Raw genomic sequence first — 22465 nt, forward strand, 5'->3', positions numbered from 1 at the left:
GCGCGACGGCGTCAACCCATGGCCCGGGAAGGTGGTGCCATCGCCCTTTTGAGACGATGGCGGCCCGTGGAGCACCTTCCGGCAGGAGGGACAGCCGGGCAGGGCGCCGTCCCGCTTGAAGTTCATGTTTTGTTTATCGATTGATCTATGGAGGGAATGCCGATGAACCTTATGAATGGAGTCTTGGGCCGCTGGGGCCTGCTCGTCCTCGCTGGCGGCAGTATCATGGGGTTGTCGCTTGGCATCCGTCAGTCGCAGGGGCTGTTCATGCTGCCCGTGACCATGAGCATGGATTGGTCGATCGAGGATGTCGGCTTTGCCTTTGCGCTGCAGAATCTGGTCTGGGGATTGACGCAGCCGGTGACGGGGATGGCGGCGGATCGGTTCGGTCCGGCGAAGGTCATCATCTTCGGCGTGCTGATCTATGCTGCCGGTCTCTTCGCCATGGCCTACGCGCCTGACTTCCTGATCTTCAGCTTCAATGCCGGCGTTCTCGTCGGGATCGGACTTGCCGGCACGGCCTTCGGTGTCATCTACGGCGCGGTGAGCAAGATCGTTCCTCCAGGGGATCGGGCCTGGGCCATCGGCGCGGTTGGCGCGATTGGCGGTCTGGTCCAGTTCCTCGTCGTGCCCTTCGTTCATCAGCTTTTGAATTCGCAGAACTGGGATGGGACGTTCCTTGTTCTTGCCGTTCTGTTTGCCGCGATGTGCCCGCTGGCCTGGTTTCTGCGGGCGAAAGGCTCGGATGAAGTTGCCGGCCACGGCGAGCTTTCCATGTGGGCGGCGATCTCCGAAGCGTTCCGGCACAGCGGCTTCTGGTACCTCAACCTTGGCTTCATGGCCTGCGGCTTCCAGCTTGCGTTCCTGGCCGGGCATATCCCGCCGTATCTTGTCGATCAGGGGCTGCCGCTGTCCGTCGGCGGCACGGCGATTGCCCTGATCTCGCTGACCAATGTCGCCGGAACCTTTGTGTTCGGCTATGTCGGCGGGTCGATCTTCCGGCGCAAATACACGCTGACCTTCCTCTACGTCTGCCGTGTGGTCGCGATGATCGCCTTCATCTCCCTGCCGCTGACGCCGATCAGCACCTATCTGTTCGCGGCGGTGATGGGCTTTCTGTGGCTGGGGACCGTGCCGCTGACGAGCGGGCTGGTCGGGCAGATCTTCGGCACCCGATATCTGACGACCCTCTTCGGGTTTGTCTTCTTCGGCCACCAGCTCGGCGCGTTTTTCGGTATCTGGATGGCTGGCTATGTCTTCGATACCACCGGGTCCTACAGCTACATCTGGTGGTTCTCGATCGGGATTGGCGTTCTGGCGGCCCTGTTGCACATGCCGATCAATGATCGGGAAGTCGCAAGGCCGAAGGCTGCCGAGGCGGTGCCGGCATGAGCGATGAACGGTCGTCGGCCTCCCTTGCCGTGAAGGCGCTGCTGGTTGCGGCACTGCTGGCGGTGTCGATCTACGGGTTCCTCGCGTATCTCGATCCCGTGTTCGTCTACACCTACGCCACCTTCATGCGGCTTTGCGGCTGAGGCTGGATGTGGCGAGTTTTGAAAAAGCCCCGGGCAATGCCCGGGGCTTTCTGGTTTTCGCACTGTGAACAGGTGTTCTGTGCAGGGGGGCGGTTCGTTGCGCGCCGTCAGGCCTCGGCGATCGGGCGGACCTGCTGCCCGGCGTCCTGAACCAGCGGGTCGAAGCGCTCCTTCTCCCGCGCCAGAAGATCGAAGAACTGGCTGCGCATACGCGGTTCCCAGAAATTGCTGATGTGCTCGGCAATGCTGGAAACCGCCTCTTCGCGGGGAGCATGCCGGAAGAAGGTGGCGATCTGGTTCGCCATATAGGCGAGCTTGTCAGGCGACATGTAGAAGAGCTCCTCCGATAATCCGTTCCGGATGCGTGTAAATCTCAAAACCGGTCTCGCGTACCGACCCGACCAGGGTAATCCGTGCGTGATCCGCCGTTTCCACCGCAAGGGCCGTTGGCGCCGACATGGCAATCAGGATGCCGCAACCGGCGATGGCGGCCTTCTGGATCAGCTCGACCGACAGGCGGCTGGTCAGCACCAGCGCCCCGCCGGCGAAGGCTGCTTGCTGCCCGGTCGCGGTGAGGGCGCCGATCAGCTTGTCGAGCGCATTGTGCCGACCCACATCCTCACGCAGCGCGACCAGCCCGTTTTGCGGGCAAAAACAGCCGGCGGCGTGCACCGAACGGGTGCGCCGGTGCAGGGCCTGCGCCTCGGTGATCGCCTCGACCGCGCTGGCGACATCGGCCGCGGAGAACCGCGCGTCCGCCGTGACCTGCGGCGTTGCCCGCATCGCTTCCTCAAGGCTTTCGATGCCGCACAGCCCGCAACCGACCGGTCCGGCCATCGACCGGCGACGCGCTGCCAGCCGACCGGCGGCATCCTCCGCCAGCCAGAGCTGAACGTCGAGACCACGCCCGCAATCGACCGTCTCGATGCGCTCGATCTCGTCGGCTGCGGCGACGATGCCCTCGGTCAGGGAGAAGCCGATGGCAAGATCGGCGAGGTCCGACGGGGTTGCCATCAGCACCGCCTGCGAGGTGCCGTTGTAGCTGATGGCCACCGCGACCTCATTGGCCAGCGCCCGCGCGGAGGCGGTGAACCGTCCCCCGTGATGCGAGATTGCCGAAAGTTCGCGATGCGGCTTCATGGCTACTCCGCCGCCTCGATCCGCCGGGAGCGGGCCGACAGGCGTTCATACTCTTCCTGCCAGTCCGTCGGACCGTTCGAGCGCGACACCTGAACCGCCGTGACCTTGTATTCCGGGCAGTTGGTCGCCCAGTCGGAATAGTCGGTGGTGATGACATTGGCCTGGGTGCCGGGGTGGTGGAAGGTGGTGTAGACGACGCCCGGCGACACCCGGTCGGTGATCTGTGCCCTCAGCGACGTCTCGCCGGAGCGGCTGGCGAGCTTCACCCAGTCGCCCTCCTTGACGCCGCGCAGCTCCGCGTCGTGGGCATTGATCTCCAGCACATCCTCGCTGTGCCAGACCACATTGTCGGTTCGCCGGGTCTGGGCGCCGACATTGTACTGGCTGAGGATCCGGCCGGTGGTCAGGAGCAGGGGGAAGCGCGGGCCGGCCCGCTCGTCGGTCGCCACGTAATCGGTGCGGATGAAACGGCCGCGACCGCGCACGAAGCGGTCCACATGCATCACCGGCGCGCCTTCGGGACTGGCGTCGTTGCAGGGCCACTGCACCGAGCCCATCTCCTCCAGCAGCTTGTAGGTGACATTGGCGAAGCTCGGCGTGGTTGCCGCGATCTCGGCCATGATCTCGCGCGGATGGGTGTAATTCCAGTTGGCGCCCATGGCATTGGCCAGCAACTGGGTGACCTCCCAGTCGGCATAGCCATTGCGCGGCGCCATCACCTTGCGCACCCGGTTGATCCGCCGTTCGGCGTTGGTGAAGGTGCCGTCCTTTTCCAGGAAGGTCGAGCCCGGCAGGAACACATGGGCGTAGTTGGCGGTTTCGTTCAGGAAGAGATCATGGACGATGACGCAGTCCATCGCCGCCAGGCCGGCGGAGACGTGCTTGGTGTCCGGATCGGACTGAAGGATATCCTCGCCCTGGACGTAGAGCCCCCGGAAACTGCCATCGACGGCCGCGTCGAGCATGTTGGGGATGCGCAAACCCGGCTCGGGCGAGATGTCGACGCCCCAGGCGGCTTCGTAGATCGCCCGCACATCGGCGTTCTTCACGTGGCGATAGCCGGGCAGCTCGTGCGGGAAGGAGCCCATGTCGCAGGACCCTTGCACGTTGTTCTGGCCGCGCAGCGGGTTCACGCCGACACCGGGCCGGCCGATGTTGCCGGTCATCATGGCGAGGTTCGCGATGCCGATCACCGTGGTCGAGCCCTGGCTGTGTTCGGTGACGCCAAGCCCGTAGTAGATGGCGCCGTTGCCGCCCTGAGCGTAAAGCCGGGCCGCGGCGCGCATCTCCGCCGCCGGGACGCCGGTCAGCGCCTCGACCGCTTCCGGGCTGTGCGCCGGGTCGGCGACGAATTCGGCGTAGTCCTGGAATTCCTCCCAGTCGCAGCGCTCGCGGATGAAGGTCTCGTCGTGCAGTCCCTCGGTGACGATCACATGGGCGAGGGCCGTCACCACCGCCACATTGGTGCCCGGACGCAGGGCGAGATGATGGGCGGCGGCGATATGCGGCGACTTGACGAGGTCGATGCGGCGCGGGTCGATGACGATCAGCCGCGCGCCCTGGCGCAGCCGCTTCTTCAGGCGCGAGCCGAACACCGGATGGCCGTCGGTCGGATTGGCGCCGATCACTACCACCACATCCGCCTGTTCGACGCTCTCGAAATCCTGGGTTCCGGCCGAGGTGCCGAAGGTCTGGCCCAGGCCGTAGCCGGTCGGCGAATGGCAGACACGGGCGCAGGTGTCGGTGTTGTTGTTGCCGAACACCGCGCGGGTCAGTTTCTGGACCAGATAGGTCTCTTCGTTGGTGCAGCGGGAGGAGGTGATGACGCCGATGGCCTCCTTGCCATGGGCTTCCTGAATGCCGCGCAGCCGCGATGCCGCGAACCCCAGCGCCTCGTCCCAGGATACTTCGCGCCAGGGCTGGTCGATTGTCTCGCGGATCATCGGGTTGAGGATCCGGTCCCTGTGGTTGGCGTAGCCATAGGCAAAGCGCCCCTTGACGCAGGAATGACCGGCATTTGCCTTGCCATCCTTGTAGGGCACCATGCGCACCAGTTCATCACCGCGCATTTCCGCCTTGAAGGAGCAGCCGACACCGCAATAGGCGCAAGTGGTGACCACCGAATGTTCCGGCTGGCCGATCTCGATCACCGATTTTTCCTGCAAGGTCGCCGTCGGGCAGGCCTGGACGCAGGCGCCGCAGGACACGCACTCGGAGGCGAGGAAGGTCTCGGACATGCCCGGGGAGACGCGGGAGTCGAAGCCGCGCCCCTCGATGGTCAGCGCGAAGGTGCCCTGCACCTCCTCGCAGGCCCGCACGCAGCGCGAGCAGACGATGCATTTGGACGGATCGTAGGTGAAATAGGGGTTGGTCTCGTCCTTGGGCATGTAGCGGGGATTGTCCTCGCCATTCTGCCGGGCGGTGACGTGGCCGGCACCCTCATAGCCGTAGCGAACATCGCGCAGACCGACCGCGCCGGCCATGTCCTGCAATTCGCAGTCGCCATTGGCCGCGCAGGTCAGGCAGTCCAGCGGGTGGTCGGAGATGTAAAGCTCCATCACGCCCCGGCGCAGGTCCTTCAGACGGCCGGTCTGGGTGCGCACCACCATGCCCTCTTCCACCGGCGTGGTGCAGGAGGCGGGCGTGCCGCGCCGTCCCTCGATCTCCACCAGGCACAGGCGGCAGGAGCCGAAGGCGTCGACCATGTCGGTGGCGCACAGCTTGGGGATCTGAATGCCCGCTTCCATCGAGGCGCGCATGACGGAGGTGCCCGCCGGGACGGTGACGTCAAAGCCATCGACGGTCAGGGTCACGGTCTCCTGCGACCGGGAGGCCGGCGTGCCGTAGTCGGTTTCCTTGATCAGGGACATGGCTGTTACTCCGCCGCCTGGAGAAAGGGATTTTTGTCGAAATCATCCGGGAAATGGGTGAGGGCGCTTTCCACCGGATAGGGCGCGAAGCCGCCGAGCGCGCAGAGCGAGCCGAGCTTCATGGTGTTGCAGAGGTCTTCCAGCAGCGCGATATTCGCCTCCGGGCTCTCGCCCTTCGCGATCTTGTCCAGCACCTCGGTGCCGCGCACCGCGCCGAGGCGGCAGGGGGTGCACTTGCCGCAGCTTTCGACCGCGCAGAACTCCATGGCAAAGCGGGCCTGCTTCAGCATGTCGGCGGTGTCGTCGAAGACGACGATGCCTGCATGGCCGATCAGTCCGCCGCGCGCGGCGAAGGCCTCGTAGTCGAACACGGTGTCGAACAGTGCCGGCGGGAAATAGGCGCCGAGCGGTCCGCCGACCTGCACCGCCTTGACCGGGCGCCCGCTTGCGGTGCCGCCGCCGATGTCATGGATCAGCTCGCCAAGGGTCAGGCCGAAGGCGGTCTCGTAGAGCCCGCCATGCTTGATGTTGCCGGCAAGCTGGATCGGGATGGTGCCATGGGACCGGCCGACGCCAAAGTCGCGGTAGAACGCCGCGCCCCGATCGAGGATCACCGGCACGGAGGCGAGCGACATCACGTTGTTGACCACGGTCGGGCAGCCGAACAGGCCTTCGAGCGCCGGCAGTGGCGGCTTGGCGCGCACGACGCCGCGCTTGCCCTCAAGGCTGTTGAGCAGCGAGGTTTCCTCGCCGCAGACATAGGCGCCGGCGCCGACCCGCACCTCCATGTCGAAGGCATGGGCCGAGCCGAGCACGGAAGGTCCGAGGATCCCGGCGCGGCGGGCGATCTCGATCGCCTTGCGCATGATGGCGACCGCATGCGGGTATTCGGAGCGGGTGTAGATGTAACCCCTGGTCGCGCCGGTGGCGATGCCGGCAATCGCCATGCCCTCGATCAGGACGAAGGGGTCGCCCTCCATGATCATCCGGTCGGCGAAGGTGCCGCTGTCGCCTTCATCCGCATTGCAGACGATGTATTTCTGCGCGCCGGGCGCGCCCAGCACGGTGTTCCACTTGATGCCGGTGGGGAAGCCGGCGCCGCCGCGTCCGCGCAGTCCGCTGTCGGTGACCTCGCGCACGATGTCGGCCGGGGTCATGGTCACCGCCTTCTCCAGCCCCTTCAGGCCCTGGTAGTGGCGATAATCCTCCAGCGACAGCGGATCGGTGACGCCGCAGCGGGCAAAGGTGAGGCGGGTCTGGCCCTTCAGGTAGGGCATCTCCTTCGTACGGCCGTGGCACAGCGGGTGGTCGCCGCCGGAAAGGAACCCGGCATCGAAGAGACCGGGGACATCGGCAGGCCGGACCGGCCCGTAGGCGATCCGGCCATGGCCCGTGCGCACCTCAACGAGCGGTTCCAGCCAATGAAGCCCGCGCGAGCCGTTGCGGACGATGGTGGCTTCCAGTCCGCGTGCGGAAAGCTCATTGGCGATGGCGGCGGCGACCTTGTCGGCGCCCACGGCAAGCGCGGCGGCGTCGCAGGGGATGAAGATGGTCGGGGTCATCGGCTTGCCTCCGCGACGATGTCCTTGACGGAGGTCGCATCGAGCCGCCCGTGGAGCGTGTCATCCATCATGGCGGCGGGCGCGCAGGAACACAGGCCGAGGCAATAGACCGGCTCCAGGGTGATCCGGCCGTCCGGCGTCGTTTCGTGCCAATCGATGCCAAGCGCCCGCATGACGTCTTCCGCGAGCTGGTCGCCGCCCACGGACTGACAGGCCTCGGCGCGGCAGAGCTTGAGGGTGTGCCGGCCGGCCGGGGACTTGCGGAAATCGTGATAGAAGCTGACGACGCCATGGACTTCGGCGCGGCTGAGGTTCAGCCCATCGGCAATCGGCTGGATCGCGGCTTCCGGCACACAGCCGAACGCATGATGAACGTCATGGAGGATGGGCAGCAGTGGCCCTTCAAGCTGCGCATTCCTGGAGACGATTTCCGCCGTGCGCTCCGTTATATTCTGCGCAGAATCCTGCAAACCCATGCGTTTTCTCCCTCATTCGCGCATATCGGGAGAAGATGCAGGGCAACCATCGGCAAGATCAATATCGCAGTTCCGTTGTGCGATAGCACATTTCTATCGACGGTCCGGCCGACCTATTGCAGTCTGGGATCGGCGGCGGCAATCCGCCGGGTCAGCCGCAACAGGGCGGCGATCAACGGCGCATGCGGCTCGCGGTGTGTGGTGACCAGCCCGACGAGGGTGCCGGCATCCGGCTCGGTGATCGGGATGACCTTCAGCGCGTCTGAGGAGAAGGCCGCCGCCAGGCTTTCGGGGACAATGCTTGCCCAGCATCCGGTGCGCACATGGGCGAACAGCGAGACGACGGAATCGGTTTCCAGCGTCGGGTCGGCGGTCATGCCGACGCCGGCGAGGATGCTGTCGACGATCCGGCGGTTCTGCATGTCCGGGGTCAGAAGGCAAAGCGGAACCGTGCTGACATCGCACCAGGTGACGTGGCTGCGGTCCGAAAGGCGGGCGCCGGCGGCGGTGACGAGGCAGTAGCGCTCCCGATAGAGCGGCACCTGCAGGACGCGCCGCATTGGCTCGTTGTCCAGGTAGGTGATGCCGGCGTCCACCTCCAGGTTCTCCAGCAGCGACAGGATTTCCACCGAGGAGCGCGACAGGATCGAGAAGGTCACGCCGGCGTGTTCCTTGCTGAAGGGCATGGTCAGCTCCGGCAGATAGGCGAGCGCGGTCGGAATGACCGCAAGGCGCAGATGGCCGGACAGGGCGTGGCGGCCGCTTCGGATCTCCTGCTGCATGGTCCGGGCATCGGCCACCAGCCGCCGTGCCCATTCCAGCACCCGTTGCCCCTCGGGCGTCAGTCCCTGAAAGCGAGAGCCGCGCAGCACCAGCAGGGCTCCCAGTTGCTCTTCAAGCTGCTTGATCGCAGCCGAAAGGGTCGGCTGGGTCACGCCGCATTCCTCCGCCGCGCGTCCGAAATGCTGTTCCCGCGCCAGGGCGATGAACATTTCCAGCTTGTCGATCATTGAAGGTCCGTTTCGGGTGCCGGTGAACCGGGAAGGGGGGAAAGGCGCCCGGAAACGCAAGGTTCCCGGGCGCCTTCAGCGATGGGTCAGGCGCGTGCCGGCTCTGCGCCTTCACCGGCTTCCATGTGATGTTTTTCATGCACCGGGCGAACCAGCGCATTGCAGATCAATGCGATGACGAGCAAGCCGGCCATCGCATACATGGTGGTGTTGTAAAGGCTTGAGGTCGGATCGACCGTACCCGCCGGAGCGATCTCCATCAACTGGGCGATCGTCACCGTTTTTGCCGCGACGAGTTGATCGAGCTGATCGAGCCCGGCGCCGAACTTCTCGGTGAAGGTCGCCGGATCGACCTTGGCGGCCAGCTCCTTGATCGAGCTGTTCAGCGACAGGTTGCGCAACTGGGTGATGGCCAGGGGCCCGAGCACGCCGGCGGTGCTCCAGGCAGTCAAGAGCCGGCCATGGATGCCGCCGACATACTTGGTGCCGAAGATATCCGCCAGATAGGCCGGGATGGTGGCGAAGCCGCCGCCGTACATGGTGAAGATCACCATGGTCGCCGCATAGAACATCACCAGCCAGGTCACCGCCGGATTGACGCTCACCTGAGCCGCCGCGAAGGGGATCGACAGGTAGAGTGCGATACCGATGATGAAGAAGCAGTAATAGGTGTTCTTGCGCCCGATATAGTCGGAGGCGGAGGCCCAGAAGAACCGGCCGACCATGTTGAAGACCGAGATCATGAACACATAGGTCGCGGCGAAGGCGGAGTTGACGATCAGCGGCAGGGTCGTGCCGAAGATCTCCGTCATCATCGTCTTGGCAACGCCGATCACACCGATGCCGGCGGTGACGTTGAAGCACAGGACGATCCACAGCAGGTAGAACTGCGGCGTGCGCAGGGCCTGGTCGATGTGAACGTTGTTGTGGGTGATCATCTTGCGCGAGGCCGCATCGGCGGTCGGCGGCGTCCAGCCCTTGGGCAGCCAGCCTTCGCGCGGCACCCGGTAGGAGAAGGAGGCGATCATCATCACCACGAAATAGGCAATTCCGAGGGTGAAGAAGGTGCCGGCCGCGCCGGTGTTGCCGGTGCCGACCACATAGACGCCTTCCTCCAGCGGAATCGGGGCCGCGGCCACCTGTTTGGCGCCGGCGATCACCACCTCGACGAGCTGGCCGTTGACCTCGGCCATGCGCTTGCCGGCCTCCGTCACCATCTCCACCGCCGCCTGGGGGCCGAGATACTCCGGCGCCTTGTAGAACAGGCCGAGCAGATATTCCTTGATCGGCGTGGCGATCATCGCGCCGCCGCCAAAGCCCATGATGGCCATGCCGGTCGCCATGCCGCGCCGGTCCGGGAACCAGCGGATCAGCGTCGAGACCGGCGAGACATAGCCAAGGCCGAGACCGCAGCCGCCGATGACACCATAGCCGAGATACACCAGCCAGAGCTGGTGGGTCATGATGCCCAGCCCGCCGATGATGAAGCCGCCGCCCCAGCATAGTCCGGCGACGACGCCGACCATGCGCGGGCCGACTTCCTCCAGCCACTTGCCGCCGAAGGCCGCCGCAAGGCCGAGGAAGACAATCGCCACGGAGAAGATCCAGACGACGGAGGACAGGCTCCAGTCACCGGAGGAGGCCGCCACCACGCCGAACTGCTTGGTCAGCGGCGGATTGAAGATGCTCCAGGCGTAGACGGAGCCGATACAAAGGTGAATGGCGATGGATGCTGGCGGAACCTTCCAGCGGTTGAAATCGTCGTCGGCGACGATGTGTTCCTTTTTCAGCCGGTCAAACATGCACTTACTTTCCTCCCATGCGCTGTTTGGCTGGCATTCCGTCCGGTCTTTTCCCGGTTCGGCTCGCGGTGAGCCGGAATGCCGTGCAGCCAGCGGGGGAGGGCAGGGCGCGCGGCAATCTTGTGGCCACGCCGTATCATGCCGGCGGACTGTCGCCGCAACCCGTCCTCCCCCGGGCAGCGGTTCCAGCGAAGCAAGTTCGGCGCCAATTTGAATTCATCTGGATTTTCAATCGGGTAATTCTAATCGCCAATCGGGAGGGGACATTTCGACCACACCTGGTCCGGGATGGGTGCGGGTGAAGTGGACATTTTGTCCAGAAGGGGCTGACGCCCGCGCTGGGCGCTACATTGCCTGCGGCAACCACACCCTGAAACAGGTGCCGGTGTTGGGATCGGTCCGGAAGTCGATGGTGCCGCCATGGCGGGTCACCAGCGTGCGGGTGATCGACAGGCCGAGGCCAGTGCCCTCGCGGGATTTGGTGGTGTAGAACGGATCGAAGATGCGCGCGGCGACGGCTGCGGGGATGCCGGCGCCGGTGTCGGCGACCTCGATCGCCACCCCCGGCCGGCCGTCGTTCTCCGCATCGCGGGAGCGCAGGGTCAGCGTTCCTCCATGTGGCATGGCGTGAATGGCATTGACCAAGAGGTTGACCAGCACCTGTTGCAGCTCGGTCCGGTTCATCAAGACCTGCCGGGTGGCGCTGTTGTCGCGGAGAACTGCGATGTCCGCCTGGCGTAGCAGATGGCGCACCAGAGGCAGACAGTCCGAGATCACATCCGCCGGCGCGTGCCGGTCTGCCTGGCCGGCGTATTCGTCCGGCTTGGCGAATTGCAGCAGCTTCATCACGATCTGGTTGATGCGGTCGACCTGCTCGTCGATCAGCCGGATTTCCGTGCTCGCCAGCTCCGCATGACGGCCGAGCAGCATCCGCAGCACCTCCATGTTGCCCTGAATGACGGCAATCGGATTGTTGATCTCATGGGCGACGCCGGCGGTGATCTCGCCGATGGCGGCGAGCTTTTCCGACAGGATCAGTTGTTTGGTGGTGTCCTCCAGCCGCCGGTTGGCCATCTTCAGATCGCGGGTGCGCGCCTCCACCCGGCTGTTCAGCTCCTCGTTCCAGCGCCGTAGCTGCCGGTCGCGCTCCTGCACCTGTTCCAGGAGGTCGTCGAGCTGCCGGGCGACCCGGGCGATTTCGTCGCTGGCGCTGCTCGCACCCGTGCCCGTGCGCGCGCCCAGATCCCCCCGTTCGACCCGGGCAATGGTCTGGTTCATCCGCTCCAGCGGCTTGAAGACGCCGCGCGCCCAGCGCAGGAACAGCGGCACGCTGCCGGCGGTGACGACCAGAAAGCCAAGGCCGAGCGCCAGGAGGGTGGCGAGCTTGGCCTGATAGAAGGGGGCTTCGAGAAAGCCGACATAGAGCATGCCGACATTCCGGCCTCGGCTGTCGGTGATCGGCTCATAGGCGGAGATGTACCAGTCGTTGACGACAAAGGCGCTGTCGAGCCAGGTCCGGCCCTCATCGAGCACCCGTTCCCGCACCACCGCCGAAACCCGCGTGCCGAGCGCCCGGCGGCCTTCGAACAGACGGACATTGGTGCTGATGCGCACATCGTCCAGAAACAGGGTGGCGGTGCCCTGGCTGCCTTCCGGCAGGCTGGCCTCCCGGTAGACGAGATCGTTGATGGTATCGATGAAGACGAGATTCTGATTGAGCAACAGTCCGCCGACCAGAGCGGAGGCGGGCTGTCCGGGCAAGGAGACCGGGCTCGCCGAATGCACCATCATGCCGCGATCCTCCACCTGTCGCGGGCTTGGCAGCGCATTGACTGTGGGCACCAACTCCAGTTTCGCCCGTTCGGCAAGGTCGAGGGAGATCGCCGCGAGGTCCGCGTGCTCGAAGATGTCGATACCGGTTGCCGGTGTGCCGGCCAGGGCCTTCCTGATCACCGGCCAATCCGGGGAAAGGCGTGGACGGGCGGTGGCGGGCGAGGCCGCGAGCACCGTTCCCGCGCCGCTGGCCAGATAGAGAAAATCGAGGCCCAACTTCTGGCGTTGCCGCTCCAAGAGGGCGGCGAGCGCGGCGGGGTCGCGGCTGTCGATCACATCACGGAACGCGGCGGAGGAGCCCAGGGCGTCGATCTTCTCGCCGCTGTTTTCCAGGATCCGGGCGACATACTGATGAGCGATGGTCAGGTCGCCATTGACCTTGCTCTTCAGCAGCGCATCGAACTTGGCGTTCCAGCGCACCATGGCGACGCCGAGAAAGATCGGCAGCACCACCAGCGTCGGCAGCAGGGCAAGCGCCAGCAGCCGTACACGGACGGACAGGCGCCGCCGGCGCGGCCCTTGTGCGGGCGTGGTCTCAGGCATTCCAGTCGGCGAGCTTTCGGTCGATGGTCTTGCGGGCGATGCCCAGCCGGCGGGCGGCCTCGGCGCGGTTGCCGCCAGCCTGATCGAGCACTGTCAGGATATGGCGGCGTTCGACCGCCTCCAGCGTGTCATCCGGCTTCGGAGCCGAGGCCCCCCGGCGGTGAAACTCTTCCGGGAAGCGGCCGAGAATGAGCGAGCGTTCGACGAGGTTGCGCAGCTCGCGCACGTTGCCCGGCCAGTCATAGGCCAGCAGCCCGGCGATGACCTCATCGTCCATCGGCACTGGCGGCATGCCGAGCTGCCGCGCCAGCTTCTGCATGAACAGGTCGGCCAGTTCCTGAATGTCCGTGCCGCGCTCGCGCAAGGGCGGCATCTCGATCTGCATCACATTGATCCGGTAGAAGAGATCGGCGCGAAACCGTCCGGCGGCGATCTCGTCCTCAAGGTTGGCGTTGGTGGCGAAGACGAAGCGCAGGTCGACCCGCACCTCCCGTTCCGAGCCGACCGGGCGGATGCGCCGGTCCTCGAGTGCCCGCAGCAGCTTGCTTTGCAGCGCCAGCGGCAACTCGCCGATCTCATCGAGAAACAGCGTGCCGCCCTGGGCATGCATGAACAGCCCGTCGCGATCCGTGCCGGCGCCGGTGAAGGCGCCCTTCAGATGGCCGAACAGCTCCGCCTCGATCATGTCGCTGGGGATCGCCGCGCAGTTGATCGGCACGAAGGGCTTGTCGCGGCGATCCGACAGGTCATGGATCGAGCGGGCGACCACCTCCTTGCCGGTTCCCGATTCTCCGGTGATCAGGATCGAGGTGGGAAGCGGCGCGACGCGGGCGATGGTCTGGCGCACCTCGCCGATCTGGTGCGAATGGCCGATCAGCTTGTCGCGCAACAGCAGGTGGTCGGAGGTGGCATGTAGCTGATGCCGCAGGAGCTGGTTTTCCCGTGCCAGGGTCGAGCGGTCGAGGCAGCGGGCGACGGCGTTGAGCAACTGGTTGGAGCGGAACGGCTTGAGGATGAAATCGACCGCGCCCGCCCGCAGCGCCTGAATGGCGGTTTCCAGATCCGCATAGGCGGTCATCAGGATGGCATCGGCGAAGAAGCCGATGCCGCGCTGTTCCGCCAGCCACTCCACGCCGGTCTTGCCGGGCATGATGTTGTCCATGATGACCACATCATACTGCTGGGCATCGAGCCGTTTGGAGGCCTCAACCGTATCGGCGGCCTCGTCGATGCGGGCACAGTGGGGCTGCAGAATCCGGACAAGGAAGTTGCGCATGCCCGGTTCGTCATCGACGATGAGGATGGACGCATGTCCCAGCCTGGGGCTGAACTCTGAATCGTTTCGCGTATCAGTCGCCTCAGCCATGGACTGCGAGCCCATCCTGCCCCTCCCCGGAAGCGAGCCCTTTGCGGGCGTGATTTTGGGCGCATTTGAGGAAATTTCACAGGATTTCGCAACAGATTTCCCAAAGGGTGCCGAATTCCGCGCCATGACCTGCTGCGCCGGAGAGGCGACAACGGAGGGAACGCCGGGCTTTGGCGGTAGAGCTTGCGCTTTCAGCGGAGATTCAGCCAGACTCGATCAGAAGTTGCGGGTGAGGGCGTAATCCCGTTCGCAAAATAATGGCTGACCGATTCGAAAAGATAGGCGAATATTACGTCACGATAGCCGGAGCCTGATTTTTGTGATCGAAAGGGGACGACCATGCGCGTGCCAGCTTACAGTGTTCTAATACTTTGCCTGGCCTGCGGTTCGGCCCTTGCCGCCGATTTTCCCTCGGCGCCGCCACCCGCGGAGCAACCGGCGCCCCGGGAAGAGGGCGCATGGAAATTCGTCATCGCGCCATACATGCTCGGGCCGACCATCACGGGCACGTCGAGGATCGGCCGATTGCCGACGACCGATCTGAACGTTTCGCCGGGAACGATCTTCGAGAACCTTCAGTTCGGCGCCATGGGCCATGTGGAGGTGCTCTACGACAACCGCTTCGGCGCCTCGCTCGATGTGGCCTACATGGATCTGGGCAGCGGCCGGACGTTTCCCGCCATTGGCGGATCGGTCAAGGCCAGCGTCAAGCAGTTGGTGACGGAAGGGTTCTTCGGCTACCGGTTCTGGTCCGAGGACCGAAACTGGGCCGAGGCCTATGCGGGCGGGCGCTGGTGGTACAATCAGCTCGGTGTGGACGCGAATGTGCCGGGCAATACCTTCTCCCGAACGATTACCGAACAATGGGTCGATCCGGTCATCGGCGTGCGCGGCCAGTATTTTCTCTCCGACACATGGTCCCTTTACGGCAGCGGCAACATCGGTGGCTTCGGCCTTGTTTCGGAGTTCACCTGGGGCGCGCAGGCCGGGGTTGGCTATCACTTCAACGAGAACTGGGCTCTTCACCTGCAGTACAAGGCCGTCGGCGTGAACTACGACAATGGCAAGAGCGGCAGGTCGGCCTTTTCCTATGACACGATCACCCATGGGCCGTTGCTGGGCGTGGCCTTCAGTTTCTAGGCGCGTTTCGGCCGCGCCGCTGCTGTCGCGGCAAGGCGCGGCACCGTTGTCGTTTCGGGTTCCGGGTGAGGAGCCGCCAGGTGAGGAATTCGCGGATTTCTTAAGATAAACAAGGAATTACGCCTTGAAGAAATTTGTCGATTTCCTCGTTCCGCTGTTGTTTCTGGCGCTTGGGCTTGGCGCGAGCGCAGCCCGCGCGGAGGGCGGCGACCCGGCCGCCGGCTCCACTCCTCATCCTGTCTATGTCGGCTCCACCGTTTGCGCCGGCTGCCATGAAGCGGAAGCCAAGGCTTGGCGGTCCTCCCATCATGCCCGCGCCTGGATGGCGCCGAGCGAAGAGACGGTCGACGGCGATTTCAGCGGGGCCACCTTCAGCAAGGATGGGCGGACCACCCGGTTCTTCAGGCAGGATGGCGACTACGTCATCGAAACCGAGGATTTTCCAGGTGGGCGGAGAGCCTTCAAGGTTGAGGGCGTCGGCGGCATCGCGCCCTTGCAACAGTATCTCCTTGAGACCGAGCCCGGCCGGTTGCAGTCGTTCGATGTCGTCTGGGATCAGCAGAAGAAGCGCTGGTATCACCTTTATCCGGACCAGAAGCTGACGCCGAAGGACGGGCTGCACTGGTCCGGACCGTACAAGACCTGGAATGCCCGCTGCGCGGAATGTCACGCAACCGGGTTTTCGAAGGCCTACGATCTTCGCAGCAGAAGCTATTCCAGCACCCAGGCGGAAATCGGCGTCGGCTGCGAAGCCTGCCACGGGCCCGGCGCGGCGCATGTCGCATGGGCGCGGGCCGGCAAGGGCGGTCAGAGCAGCCCGTTTCCCGGCTCGGGGGACACCGGCTTGCCGGTCAGCTTCGCCAAGGGCCTTCCGGAGGTGGAAATTCAGCAATGCGCCGGGTGTCATGCGCGCCGGGAGCCTTTCGCGGATGGCAATCCGCTGCCCGGCACGCCCTTTCACGACAGCTATCGGCTGGCGCTCCTGACCCCGGGGCTCTACCACCCGGATGGGCAGATCCTGGACGAAGTCTATGTCTATGGCTCGTTCCTTCAGTCGAAAATGTACAACAAGGGCGTGCGCTGCTCGAACTGTCATGAGCCGCATGGCGGGGACTTGCGGGCCGAAGGCAACGCGGTCTGCACCCAATGCCATTCGCCCACCGGCAATGCGGCGTTCCCGTCCCTGACGGCGCGGCGCTATGACGATCCCTCCCATCATTTTCATGAGTCGGGAACTGCCGGTGCCCAATGCGTTTCCTGTCACATGATCGAGCGGGTCTACATGGGGATCGATGGCCGCCGGGATCATTCCTTTCGCGTGCCGCGACCCGATCTGACCGAGACGCTCGGTACGCCCAATGCCTGTACCGATTGTCACGCTGACAAGCCGGCAAGCTGGGCGGCGGCGGCGTTGAAAAAGCGCTTCCCGGAGAGCACCCATCGCGGCCCGCATTACGGGGAGGTGTTGGCGGGCGCGCAGCAGAACCCGAGCGGTTTCGATGCGGAATTGCTTGAGCTTGCCGGGCACGACGGGTTACCGGGCATCGTGCGTGCCACCGCGCTCAACCTGTTGGCGGAGCGGGCGACACCGCAGATGGCCGCGCGCGCGGCGCCGCTGATCCGCGATGCCGACCCGCTGGTTCGCGCCGCTGCCGTCTCCGTTCAGCGGGCGGCTCAGCCCCCTGACCGATTGCATCGGATCGCCGAAGCGTTGGAAGATCCGGTGAAGGCGGTGCGGATCGCCGCCGCGCGGGAAATGCTCGGTCTGCCCGTCGCCCACCTGCCGCCGCAGATCGACCGGGCGGCGCGCTCCGCGTCGAAGGAATGGCAGGCGGCAAATGCCGCCAAGCTCGATTTCCCGGAAACGCATCTCGTCCTTGGCGGCGCGGCGCTGGCGATGCGCAATCCGAAGGCCGCGGTTGCCGCGTTTGGGGAAGTGACCCGGCTCGATCCGCAGATGGTCGATGCCTGGATCATGCAGGTCCGGATTCTGCTTGCGGTCAGGGATATGGCGGCCGCGCAAGTGGCTTTGCAGAAGGGGCTTGCCGCCAATCCGGGCGATCCGAACCTGACGGCGCTCAAACCCTATTTCGCACGGTAGAGCGCCTGGCGGGGTGATGGGGCAGGGCGCTCAGCATTCGGCGTTGCGGTTGCCAGCTTCGCCCGTTCGGGCGCCCAATTCCTCGGCGAGAACCTTCAGCACCAGCCGGATGCGCGGGCTGGCCTGCAACGCGTCATGGGTCACCAGCCAGATCGGCACCGGGGTTGTCGCCAGGTCCGGCAGGAGTCGCACCACCCCGGGGGTGCGCTCGGCGATGTCGCACAGCATCGGCGCCACGCCCAGCCCGCGTTTGACCATCTCCCAGACGGTGACCGAGGAACTGGAGACCAGGCGGAAGTCGTCCGCCTCCATGGGAATGCCGGTCCCGCGCAGATAGGCGGAAAAGCGAGCCGTGTCGTCAAAGCCAAGCAGGTCGTCCCCGGCGAGCTCGGTGAGGGTTGCCGGCATCCCGTTGCGGGCGATCCAGTTTTCGGAGGCATAGAAGCCGGCCTCCGTGTCGCGCAGGTGCTGCCCCGCCAACCCGGGCCGGTCCGGGGGCTGGTGCCGGATCGCGATATCCGCTTCCCTCTGGTGCAGGTCGCTAAGCTCGTTCGCGGCAAGGATCTCGATGGTCAGCCGGGGCGCTTCTGCCCGCAGGCGTGCGACGATCCCGGGCAGCAGATAGGCGGCCACGCTGTCGCTTGCCGAGATGCACACCCGGCCGCGAAGTTCCTGCATCTCGCCGCCGGCGGTCAGGGCTGCGGCCTGCGCCGCATCCGCCATGGTGCGGATATGTTTAAGCATCTCGTGGCCCGTCGGCGTCAGCACCAGCTTGCGGCCCGGCCGCTCGAACAGCGCGACGCCCAGTTGCTCTTCCAGAGACTGGACCTGACGCGACAAGGTGGGTTGCGTCAGGCCAAGCTGGCGGGCCGCGGCCGACAGGGAGCCGGCGGTGGCGGTGGCGTGAAAGGCGCGAAGGTGGTTCCAGTCGAGGCTTCTCATGCATATACGTATATCAATCATGAGAATTTCGGCAATTTACCTGAAGCCTGCATATGATACTCCCCGGCCGCGAGGCGTGAAGGAGGCGAGATCATGAGCACGGAACGTGACGCGGGGTTTTGGGATCGGGTGGCCGGGAAATATGCGGCCCGGGCGATCACCGATGAGGCCGGGTATGCCCGCACGCTGGAGCGCTGCCGCGCCTTGCTGCGGCCGGACGACCGGGTCGTCGAACTCGGCTGCGGCACCGGCTCCACGGCGCTGGTGCTCTCCGGGGCCGTGGAGAGCTATCTGGCGACGGATTTCTCCGCCGAAATGATCGCGCTGGCGCGGGACAAACAGGCCGCCGCTCCGGTGGACGGGCTTACTTTCCAGGTGACAACAGCGGAGGATCTGGCGGGCGACGTGCCCCGGGTGAATGCGGTTCTTGCGTTCAACTACCTCCACCTCTTGCGCGATCTGCCCGGCACCTTGCGCAGCATTCACGGCATGCTTGCCGAAGAGGGGCTGTTCATCTCCAAGACCCCGTGCCTTACGGACATGACCCCACTCATCCGCTGGTTGGTGCTGCCCGTGATGCGCGCTGTCGGCGTGGCGCCTTATGTGCGGTCGCTGGGGGCGGAGGAGCTCAGCCAGCACATTGCCGATGCGGGGTTCGAGATCCTGGCGGTGGAGACCCACGCCAGTCGTGGCAACGACCACCGTCCCTTCATCGCCGCACGCCGAAAGTAATCCCCCTAGTGCGCTGGGGAGCAACATCGGCCTATGCTGCGGGGCGCGCCTTCGGGCGCGAGGCTCACCGCCGGCGTTTTTTCCTCACGTTTTTCGCCGCGCGATAAACGCCGGTTTCCGGTTCGATCTCCCCATTTTCCAGAGCAAGGCGGTGCCCGCAGCCGTGTTGGCTGATGGGCCGTCCATATGCCATGTCAACAATATGTTGACATGGTGGGGTGCTTGACTACGAAATGCGGTGGTCGTGGTTCTTTCGATTCCTCATCGATCGGAAGCTAAGAGGGAAGCCGGTGCGCGAAACGCAAGTCCGGCGCTGCCCCCGCAACTGTAAGCAGTGAGCTGCTGTCACATCGTGTCACTGGCGCCGAGCGGGCGCCGGGAAGGCCAGACAGCGGCGATGACCTGCGAGCCAGGAGACCTGCCACGATGAAATGAACGTCCACGGGCGGGGTGTCCCGGTGGTGCGCGTGCTGCCGCCGGTCTTTCCCCGTGGTGCCGCCTGCCTCCGTGCCGTCCCGCCGCCAGACCGCCACGGGGATCATCATGCCGGCGACCGCAGATTTGCAGACCACCGGGGCCATCAAGGCCCCTTTTCCGACCGACACGCACAGCTCCGCAACGCCAGAGCCGGAGTATCGCGTCATCCGCCGCAATGGCGCGGTGACGCCGTTCGATCCGGGCAAGATCACGGTTGCGCTCACCAAGGCCTTTCTGGCCGTGGAGGGGGCCTCTGCGGCCGGATCGCGCCGGGTTCACGATTGTGTCGAGGAACTGACCGGCAACGTCGTGTCCGCATTGACCCGGCGTGTCGACAGCGGCCGCACCTTCCATATCGAGGACATTCAGGATCAGGTGGAACTGGCGATGATGCGCGGCGAGCATCACCGCGTTGCCCGCGCCTATGTGCTCTATCGGGAAGAGCGCGCCCGCGAGCGCGCGGCGGCGGAGGCCACTCCGGCGGACAAGGGGGCGCCGGCGCTGCGGATGACCCTTGAGGACGGCCGGCAGGTGCCGCTCGATGAGGCGCGGCTTGTCGCGGTTGTCGCGGAAGCCTGCGCCGGGCTGGAGGCGGTGACGGCGGAGCCGATCCTGACCGAGACCCGCCGCAATCTCTATGATGGAATTCGTCAGGACGAGCTGTCGCTGGCGCCGATCCTGGCGGCACGCACCCTGGTGGAGCAGGAGCCCGACTATGCCTTCGTGTCCGCGCGGCTTTTGCTCGACCGGCTGCGCCGCGAGGCACTGAGTTTCGTCACCGGCAGGGCGGAAGAGGCGACGCAGGCGGAGATGAAGGAGCGCTACCCCGGCTACTTCCACCAGTTCGTTGAGGCGGGCATCAATGCCGAACTGATCGACCCGGAGCTTGGCCGCTTCGACCTGGAACGGCTCGGGGCCGCCTTGAGGCCCGAACGGGACCTGACCTTCCAGTATCTGGGGCTGCAGACGCTCTACGACCGTTATTTCCTGCATGCGGGGGGAAAGCGCTTCGAGTTGCCGCAAGCGTTCTTCATGCGGGTCGCCATGGGGCTTGCGGTGCGCGAGATCGACCGCGAGGCCCGCGCCATCGAATTCTACGACCTTTTGTCCTCCTTTGACTTCATGGCCTCGACGCCGACCCTCTTCAATTCCGGCACGCTGCGGCCGCAGCTCTCCTCCTGCTTCCTGACCACGGTCTCCGATGATCTGGAGGGGATCTTCAAGGCGGTGAAGGACAATGCGCTGCTCGCGAAATACTCTGGTGGTCTTGGCAACGACTGGACACCGGTGCGTGGGCTCGGCGCGCATATCAAGGGCACCAATGGGGAAAGCCAGGGGGTGGTTCCCTTCCTGAAGGTGGCCAATGACACGGCGATTGCCGTCAATCAGGGGGGCAAGCGAAAAGGGGCGGTCTGCGCCTATCTGGAGACCTGGCATATCGACATCGAGGAGTTCCTCGATCTGCGCAAGAACACCGGTGACGACCGCCGCCGCACCCATGACATGAACACCGCCAACTGGGTGCCGGATCTGTTCATGGAGCGGGTCGAGGCGGATGGCACCTGGACGCTGTTCTCGCCCAATGAGACGCCGGATCTGCACGACCTTTACGGCGCGGCGTTCAAGGCGGCCTATGAGGCCCATGAAGCCCGGGCGGCGGCGGGCGATGTGCGCGTCTTCAAGACGGTGCGCGCGGTCGATCTGTGGCGGCGGATGCTGACCATGCTGTTCGAGACCGGGCATCCCTGGATCACCTTCAAGGACCCCTGCAACATCCGCTCGCCGCAAGGCCATGTGGGTGTGGTGCATTCGTCCAACCTGTGCACGGAAATCACCCTCAACACGGCGAAGGACGAGGTCGCCGTCTGCAATCTCGGCTCGGTCAATCTCGCCAATCACATCATCGACGGTCGGCTCGACATGGAACGGCTCGCGCGAACCGTCGGCACCGCCATGCGGATGCTCGACAATGTGGTCGACATCAACTTCTACACCATCCCCGAAGCGCGCCGCTCCAACCTTCGCCACCGCCCCGTGGGGCTCGGCCTGATGGGCTTCCAGGATGCGCTTCAGAAGCTGGGCATCGCCTATGCCTCGGAGGAGGCGGTGGAGTTTGCCGACCGGAGCATGGAGGCGATCAGCTACCATGCGATTGCCGCCTCGGTCGACCTCAGCGCGGAGCGTGGTCGCTACGCCAGCTTTGACGGTTCGCTGTGGTCCAGAGGCGTGCTGCCCATCGACAGCATCGGGCTGTTGCAGGAGGCGCGGCCCGGTGTGGAGATGGACCGCTCGGCAACACTGGACTGGGAGGCCTTGCGCCAGCAGGTGAGGACCACCGGCATGCGCAATTCCAACGTGATGGCGATTGCCCCGACCGCGACGATCTCCAACATCTGCGGCGTGTCGCAGTCGATCGAGCCCAGCTACCAGAACCTTTTCGTCAAATCGAACATGTCGGGCGACTTTACCGTGGTGAATGCCCGGCTTGTCCATGACCTGAAGGCGCGGGGATTGTGGGACGAGGTGATGATGTCGGACCTGAAGTATTTCGACGGGTCCGTCGGGCAGATCGACCGGGTGCCGGACGATCTCAAGGCGCTTTATGCGACAGCCTTCGAAATCGATTCCGCCTGGCTGATCGAAGCGGCCTCACGCCGTCAGAAATGGATCGATCAGGCCCAGTCGCTGAACCTTTACATCGCCAATCCGAGCGGGCGGAAGCTCGACGCGCTTTACCGGCTGGCCTGGAAGAAGGGTCTGAAGACCACCTATTACCTGCGCTCGCGCTCCGCCACCCATGTGGAGAAGTCGACGCTGAAGGGCACGGACGGCAAGCTGAACGCGGTGTCTTCTGTGGCTGCTACGGCCGAGCCGGGAAGCGCCTGGGGCGGGGCCTGCGCCATCGACGATCCGGACTGCGAGGCGTGTCAGTAAGA

Annotated in this window: 16 protein-coding genes and 1 riboswitch; of the genes, 6 read left to right on the top strand and 10 right to left on the bottom strand. The window is 65.1% G+C overall.

All coding sequences use genetic code 11. The features are described from left to right. Positions 1–162: 162 nt before the first annotated feature. Complete coding sequence (locus LC062_RS00005) at positions 163–1392, top strand: MFS transporter (RefSeq protein WP_224908995.1); 1230 nt, start codon at positions 163–165, stop codon at positions 1390–1392. After that, entirely contained in the window at positions 1389–1535 is a 147-nt protein-coding gene (locus LC062_RS00010) for a hypothetical protein (protein WP_224908996.1), read from the top strand. The genes LC062_RS00005 and LC062_RS00010 overlap by 4 nt, the downstream gene beginning before the upstream one ends. A 107-nt stretch (positions 1536–1642) precedes the next feature. On the opposite strand, the gene LC062_RS00015 is transcribed toward LC062_RS00010, so the two are convergent. From LC062_RS00015 to LC062_RS00055, 9 genes are all read right to left on the bottom strand, one after another. After that, positions 1643–1864, bottom strand: coding sequence for a formate dehydrogenase subunit delta (locus tag LC062_RS00015; RefSeq protein ID WP_224908997.1), 222 nt, complete (start codon positions 1862–1864; stop codon positions 1643–1645). After that, on the bottom strand, positions 1854–2675 hold the full coding sequence (fdhD, locus tag LC062_RS00020) for a formate dehydrogenase accessory sulfurtransferase FdhD (RefSeq protein WP_224908998.1): 822 nt from the start codon (positions 2673–2675) through the stop codon (positions 1854–1856). The genes LC062_RS00015 and fdhD overlap by 11 nt, the downstream gene beginning before the upstream one ends. Positions 2676–2677: 2 nt before the next feature. Then, positions 2678–5545 carry a formate dehydrogenase subunit alpha gene (gene fdhF, locus LC062_RS00025; protein WP_224908999.1) on the bottom strand — a complete coding sequence of 956 codons (2868 nt, stop codon included), beginning with the start codon at positions 5543–5545 and terminating at the stop codon, positions 2678–2680. A gap of 5 nt (positions 5546–5550) precedes the next feature. Next, positions 5551–7107 (bottom strand): formate dehydrogenase beta subunit, encoded by a 1557-nt coding sequence (locus LC062_RS00030; protein WP_224909000.1) that lies wholly within the window; start codon positions 7105–7107, stop codon positions 5551–5553. Then, positions 7104–7583 (bottom strand): formate dehydrogenase subunit gamma, encoded by a 480-nt coding sequence (locus LC062_RS00035; protein ID WP_224909001.1) that lies wholly within the window; start codon positions 7581–7583, stop codon positions 7104–7106. The genes LC062_RS00030 and LC062_RS00035 overlap by 4 nt, the downstream gene beginning before the upstream one ends. 113 nt (positions 7584–7696) lie before the next feature. Continuing rightward, on the bottom strand, positions 7697–8593 hold the full coding sequence (locus tag LC062_RS00040) for a LysR family transcriptional regulator (RefSeq protein WP_224909002.1): 897 nt from the start codon (positions 8591–8593) through the stop codon (positions 7697–7699). An 86-nt stretch (positions 8594–8679) separates the two neighbouring features. Beyond that, entirely contained in the window at positions 8680–10395 is a 1716-nt protein-coding gene (locus tag LC062_RS00045; RefSeq protein WP_224909003.1) for an OFA family MFS transporter, read from the bottom strand. Between the two features lie 345 nt (positions 10396–10740). After that, positions 10741–12771 carry a sensor histidine kinase gene (locus tag LC062_RS00050; protein ID WP_224909004.1) on the bottom strand — a complete coding sequence of 677 codons (2031 nt, stop codon included), beginning with the start codon at positions 12769–12771 and terminating at the stop codon, positions 10741–10743. Continuing rightward, positions 12764–14137 (bottom strand): sigma-54-dependent transcriptional regulator, encoded by a 1374-nt coding sequence (locus LC062_RS00055; RefSeq protein WP_224909005.1) that lies wholly within the window; start codon positions 14135–14137, stop codon positions 12764–12766. The genes LC062_RS00050 and LC062_RS00055 overlap by 8 nt, the downstream gene beginning before the upstream one ends. A gap of 525 nt (positions 14138–14662) precedes the next feature. On the opposite strand from LC062_RS00055, the gene LC062_RS00060 reads away from it, so the two are divergent. Both LC062_RS00060 and LC062_RS00065 read left to right on the top strand, forming a co-directional pair. Next, positions 14663–15277, top strand: coding sequence for an outer membrane protein (locus tag LC062_RS00060; RefSeq protein WP_224909006.1), 615 nt, complete (start codon positions 14663–14665; stop codon positions 15275–15277). A 124-nt stretch (positions 15278–15401) separates the two neighbouring features. Next, entirely contained in the window at positions 15402–17378 is a 1977-nt protein-coding gene (locus tag LC062_RS00065) for a multiheme c-type cytochrome (protein WP_224909007.1), read from the top strand. 30 nt (positions 17379–17408) lie between these two features. Here the strand turns inward: LC062_RS00065 and LC062_RS00070 are convergent, their stop codons facing one another. Next, complete coding sequence (locus LC062_RS00070; RefSeq protein WP_224909008.1) at positions 17409–18320, bottom strand: LysR family transcriptional regulator; 912 nt, start codon at positions 18318–18320, stop codon at positions 17409–17411. A gap of 93 nt (positions 18321–18413) precedes the next feature. On the opposite strand from LC062_RS00070, the gene LC062_RS00075 reads away from it, so the two are divergent. Together LC062_RS00075 and LC062_RS00080 are read left to right on the top strand one after the other, a co-directional pair. Continuing rightward, a complete protein-coding gene (locus tag LC062_RS00075) occupies positions 18414–19052 on the top strand; it encodes a class I SAM-dependent methyltransferase (RefSeq protein ID WP_224909009.1) in 639 nt (212 codons plus the stop codon). Between the two features lie 228 nt (positions 19053–19280). Continuing rightward, positions 19281–19492: riboswitch (cobalamin riboswitch) on the top strand. 103 nt (positions 19493–19595) lie between these two features. Next, positions 19596–22463 carry a ribonucleoside-diphosphate reductase subunit alpha gene (locus LC062_RS00080; RefSeq protein WP_224909010.1) on the top strand — a complete coding sequence of 956 codons (2868 nt, stop codon included), beginning with the start codon at positions 19596–19598 and terminating at the stop codon, positions 22461–22463. Positions 22464–22465: the final 2 nt, after the last annotated feature.

The sequence above is a fragment of the Stappia indica genome, from assembly GCF_020177335.1.
Classification (GTDB): domain Bacteria; phylum Pseudomonadota; class Alphaproteobacteria; order Rhizobiales; family Stappiaceae; genus Stappia; species Stappia indica_B.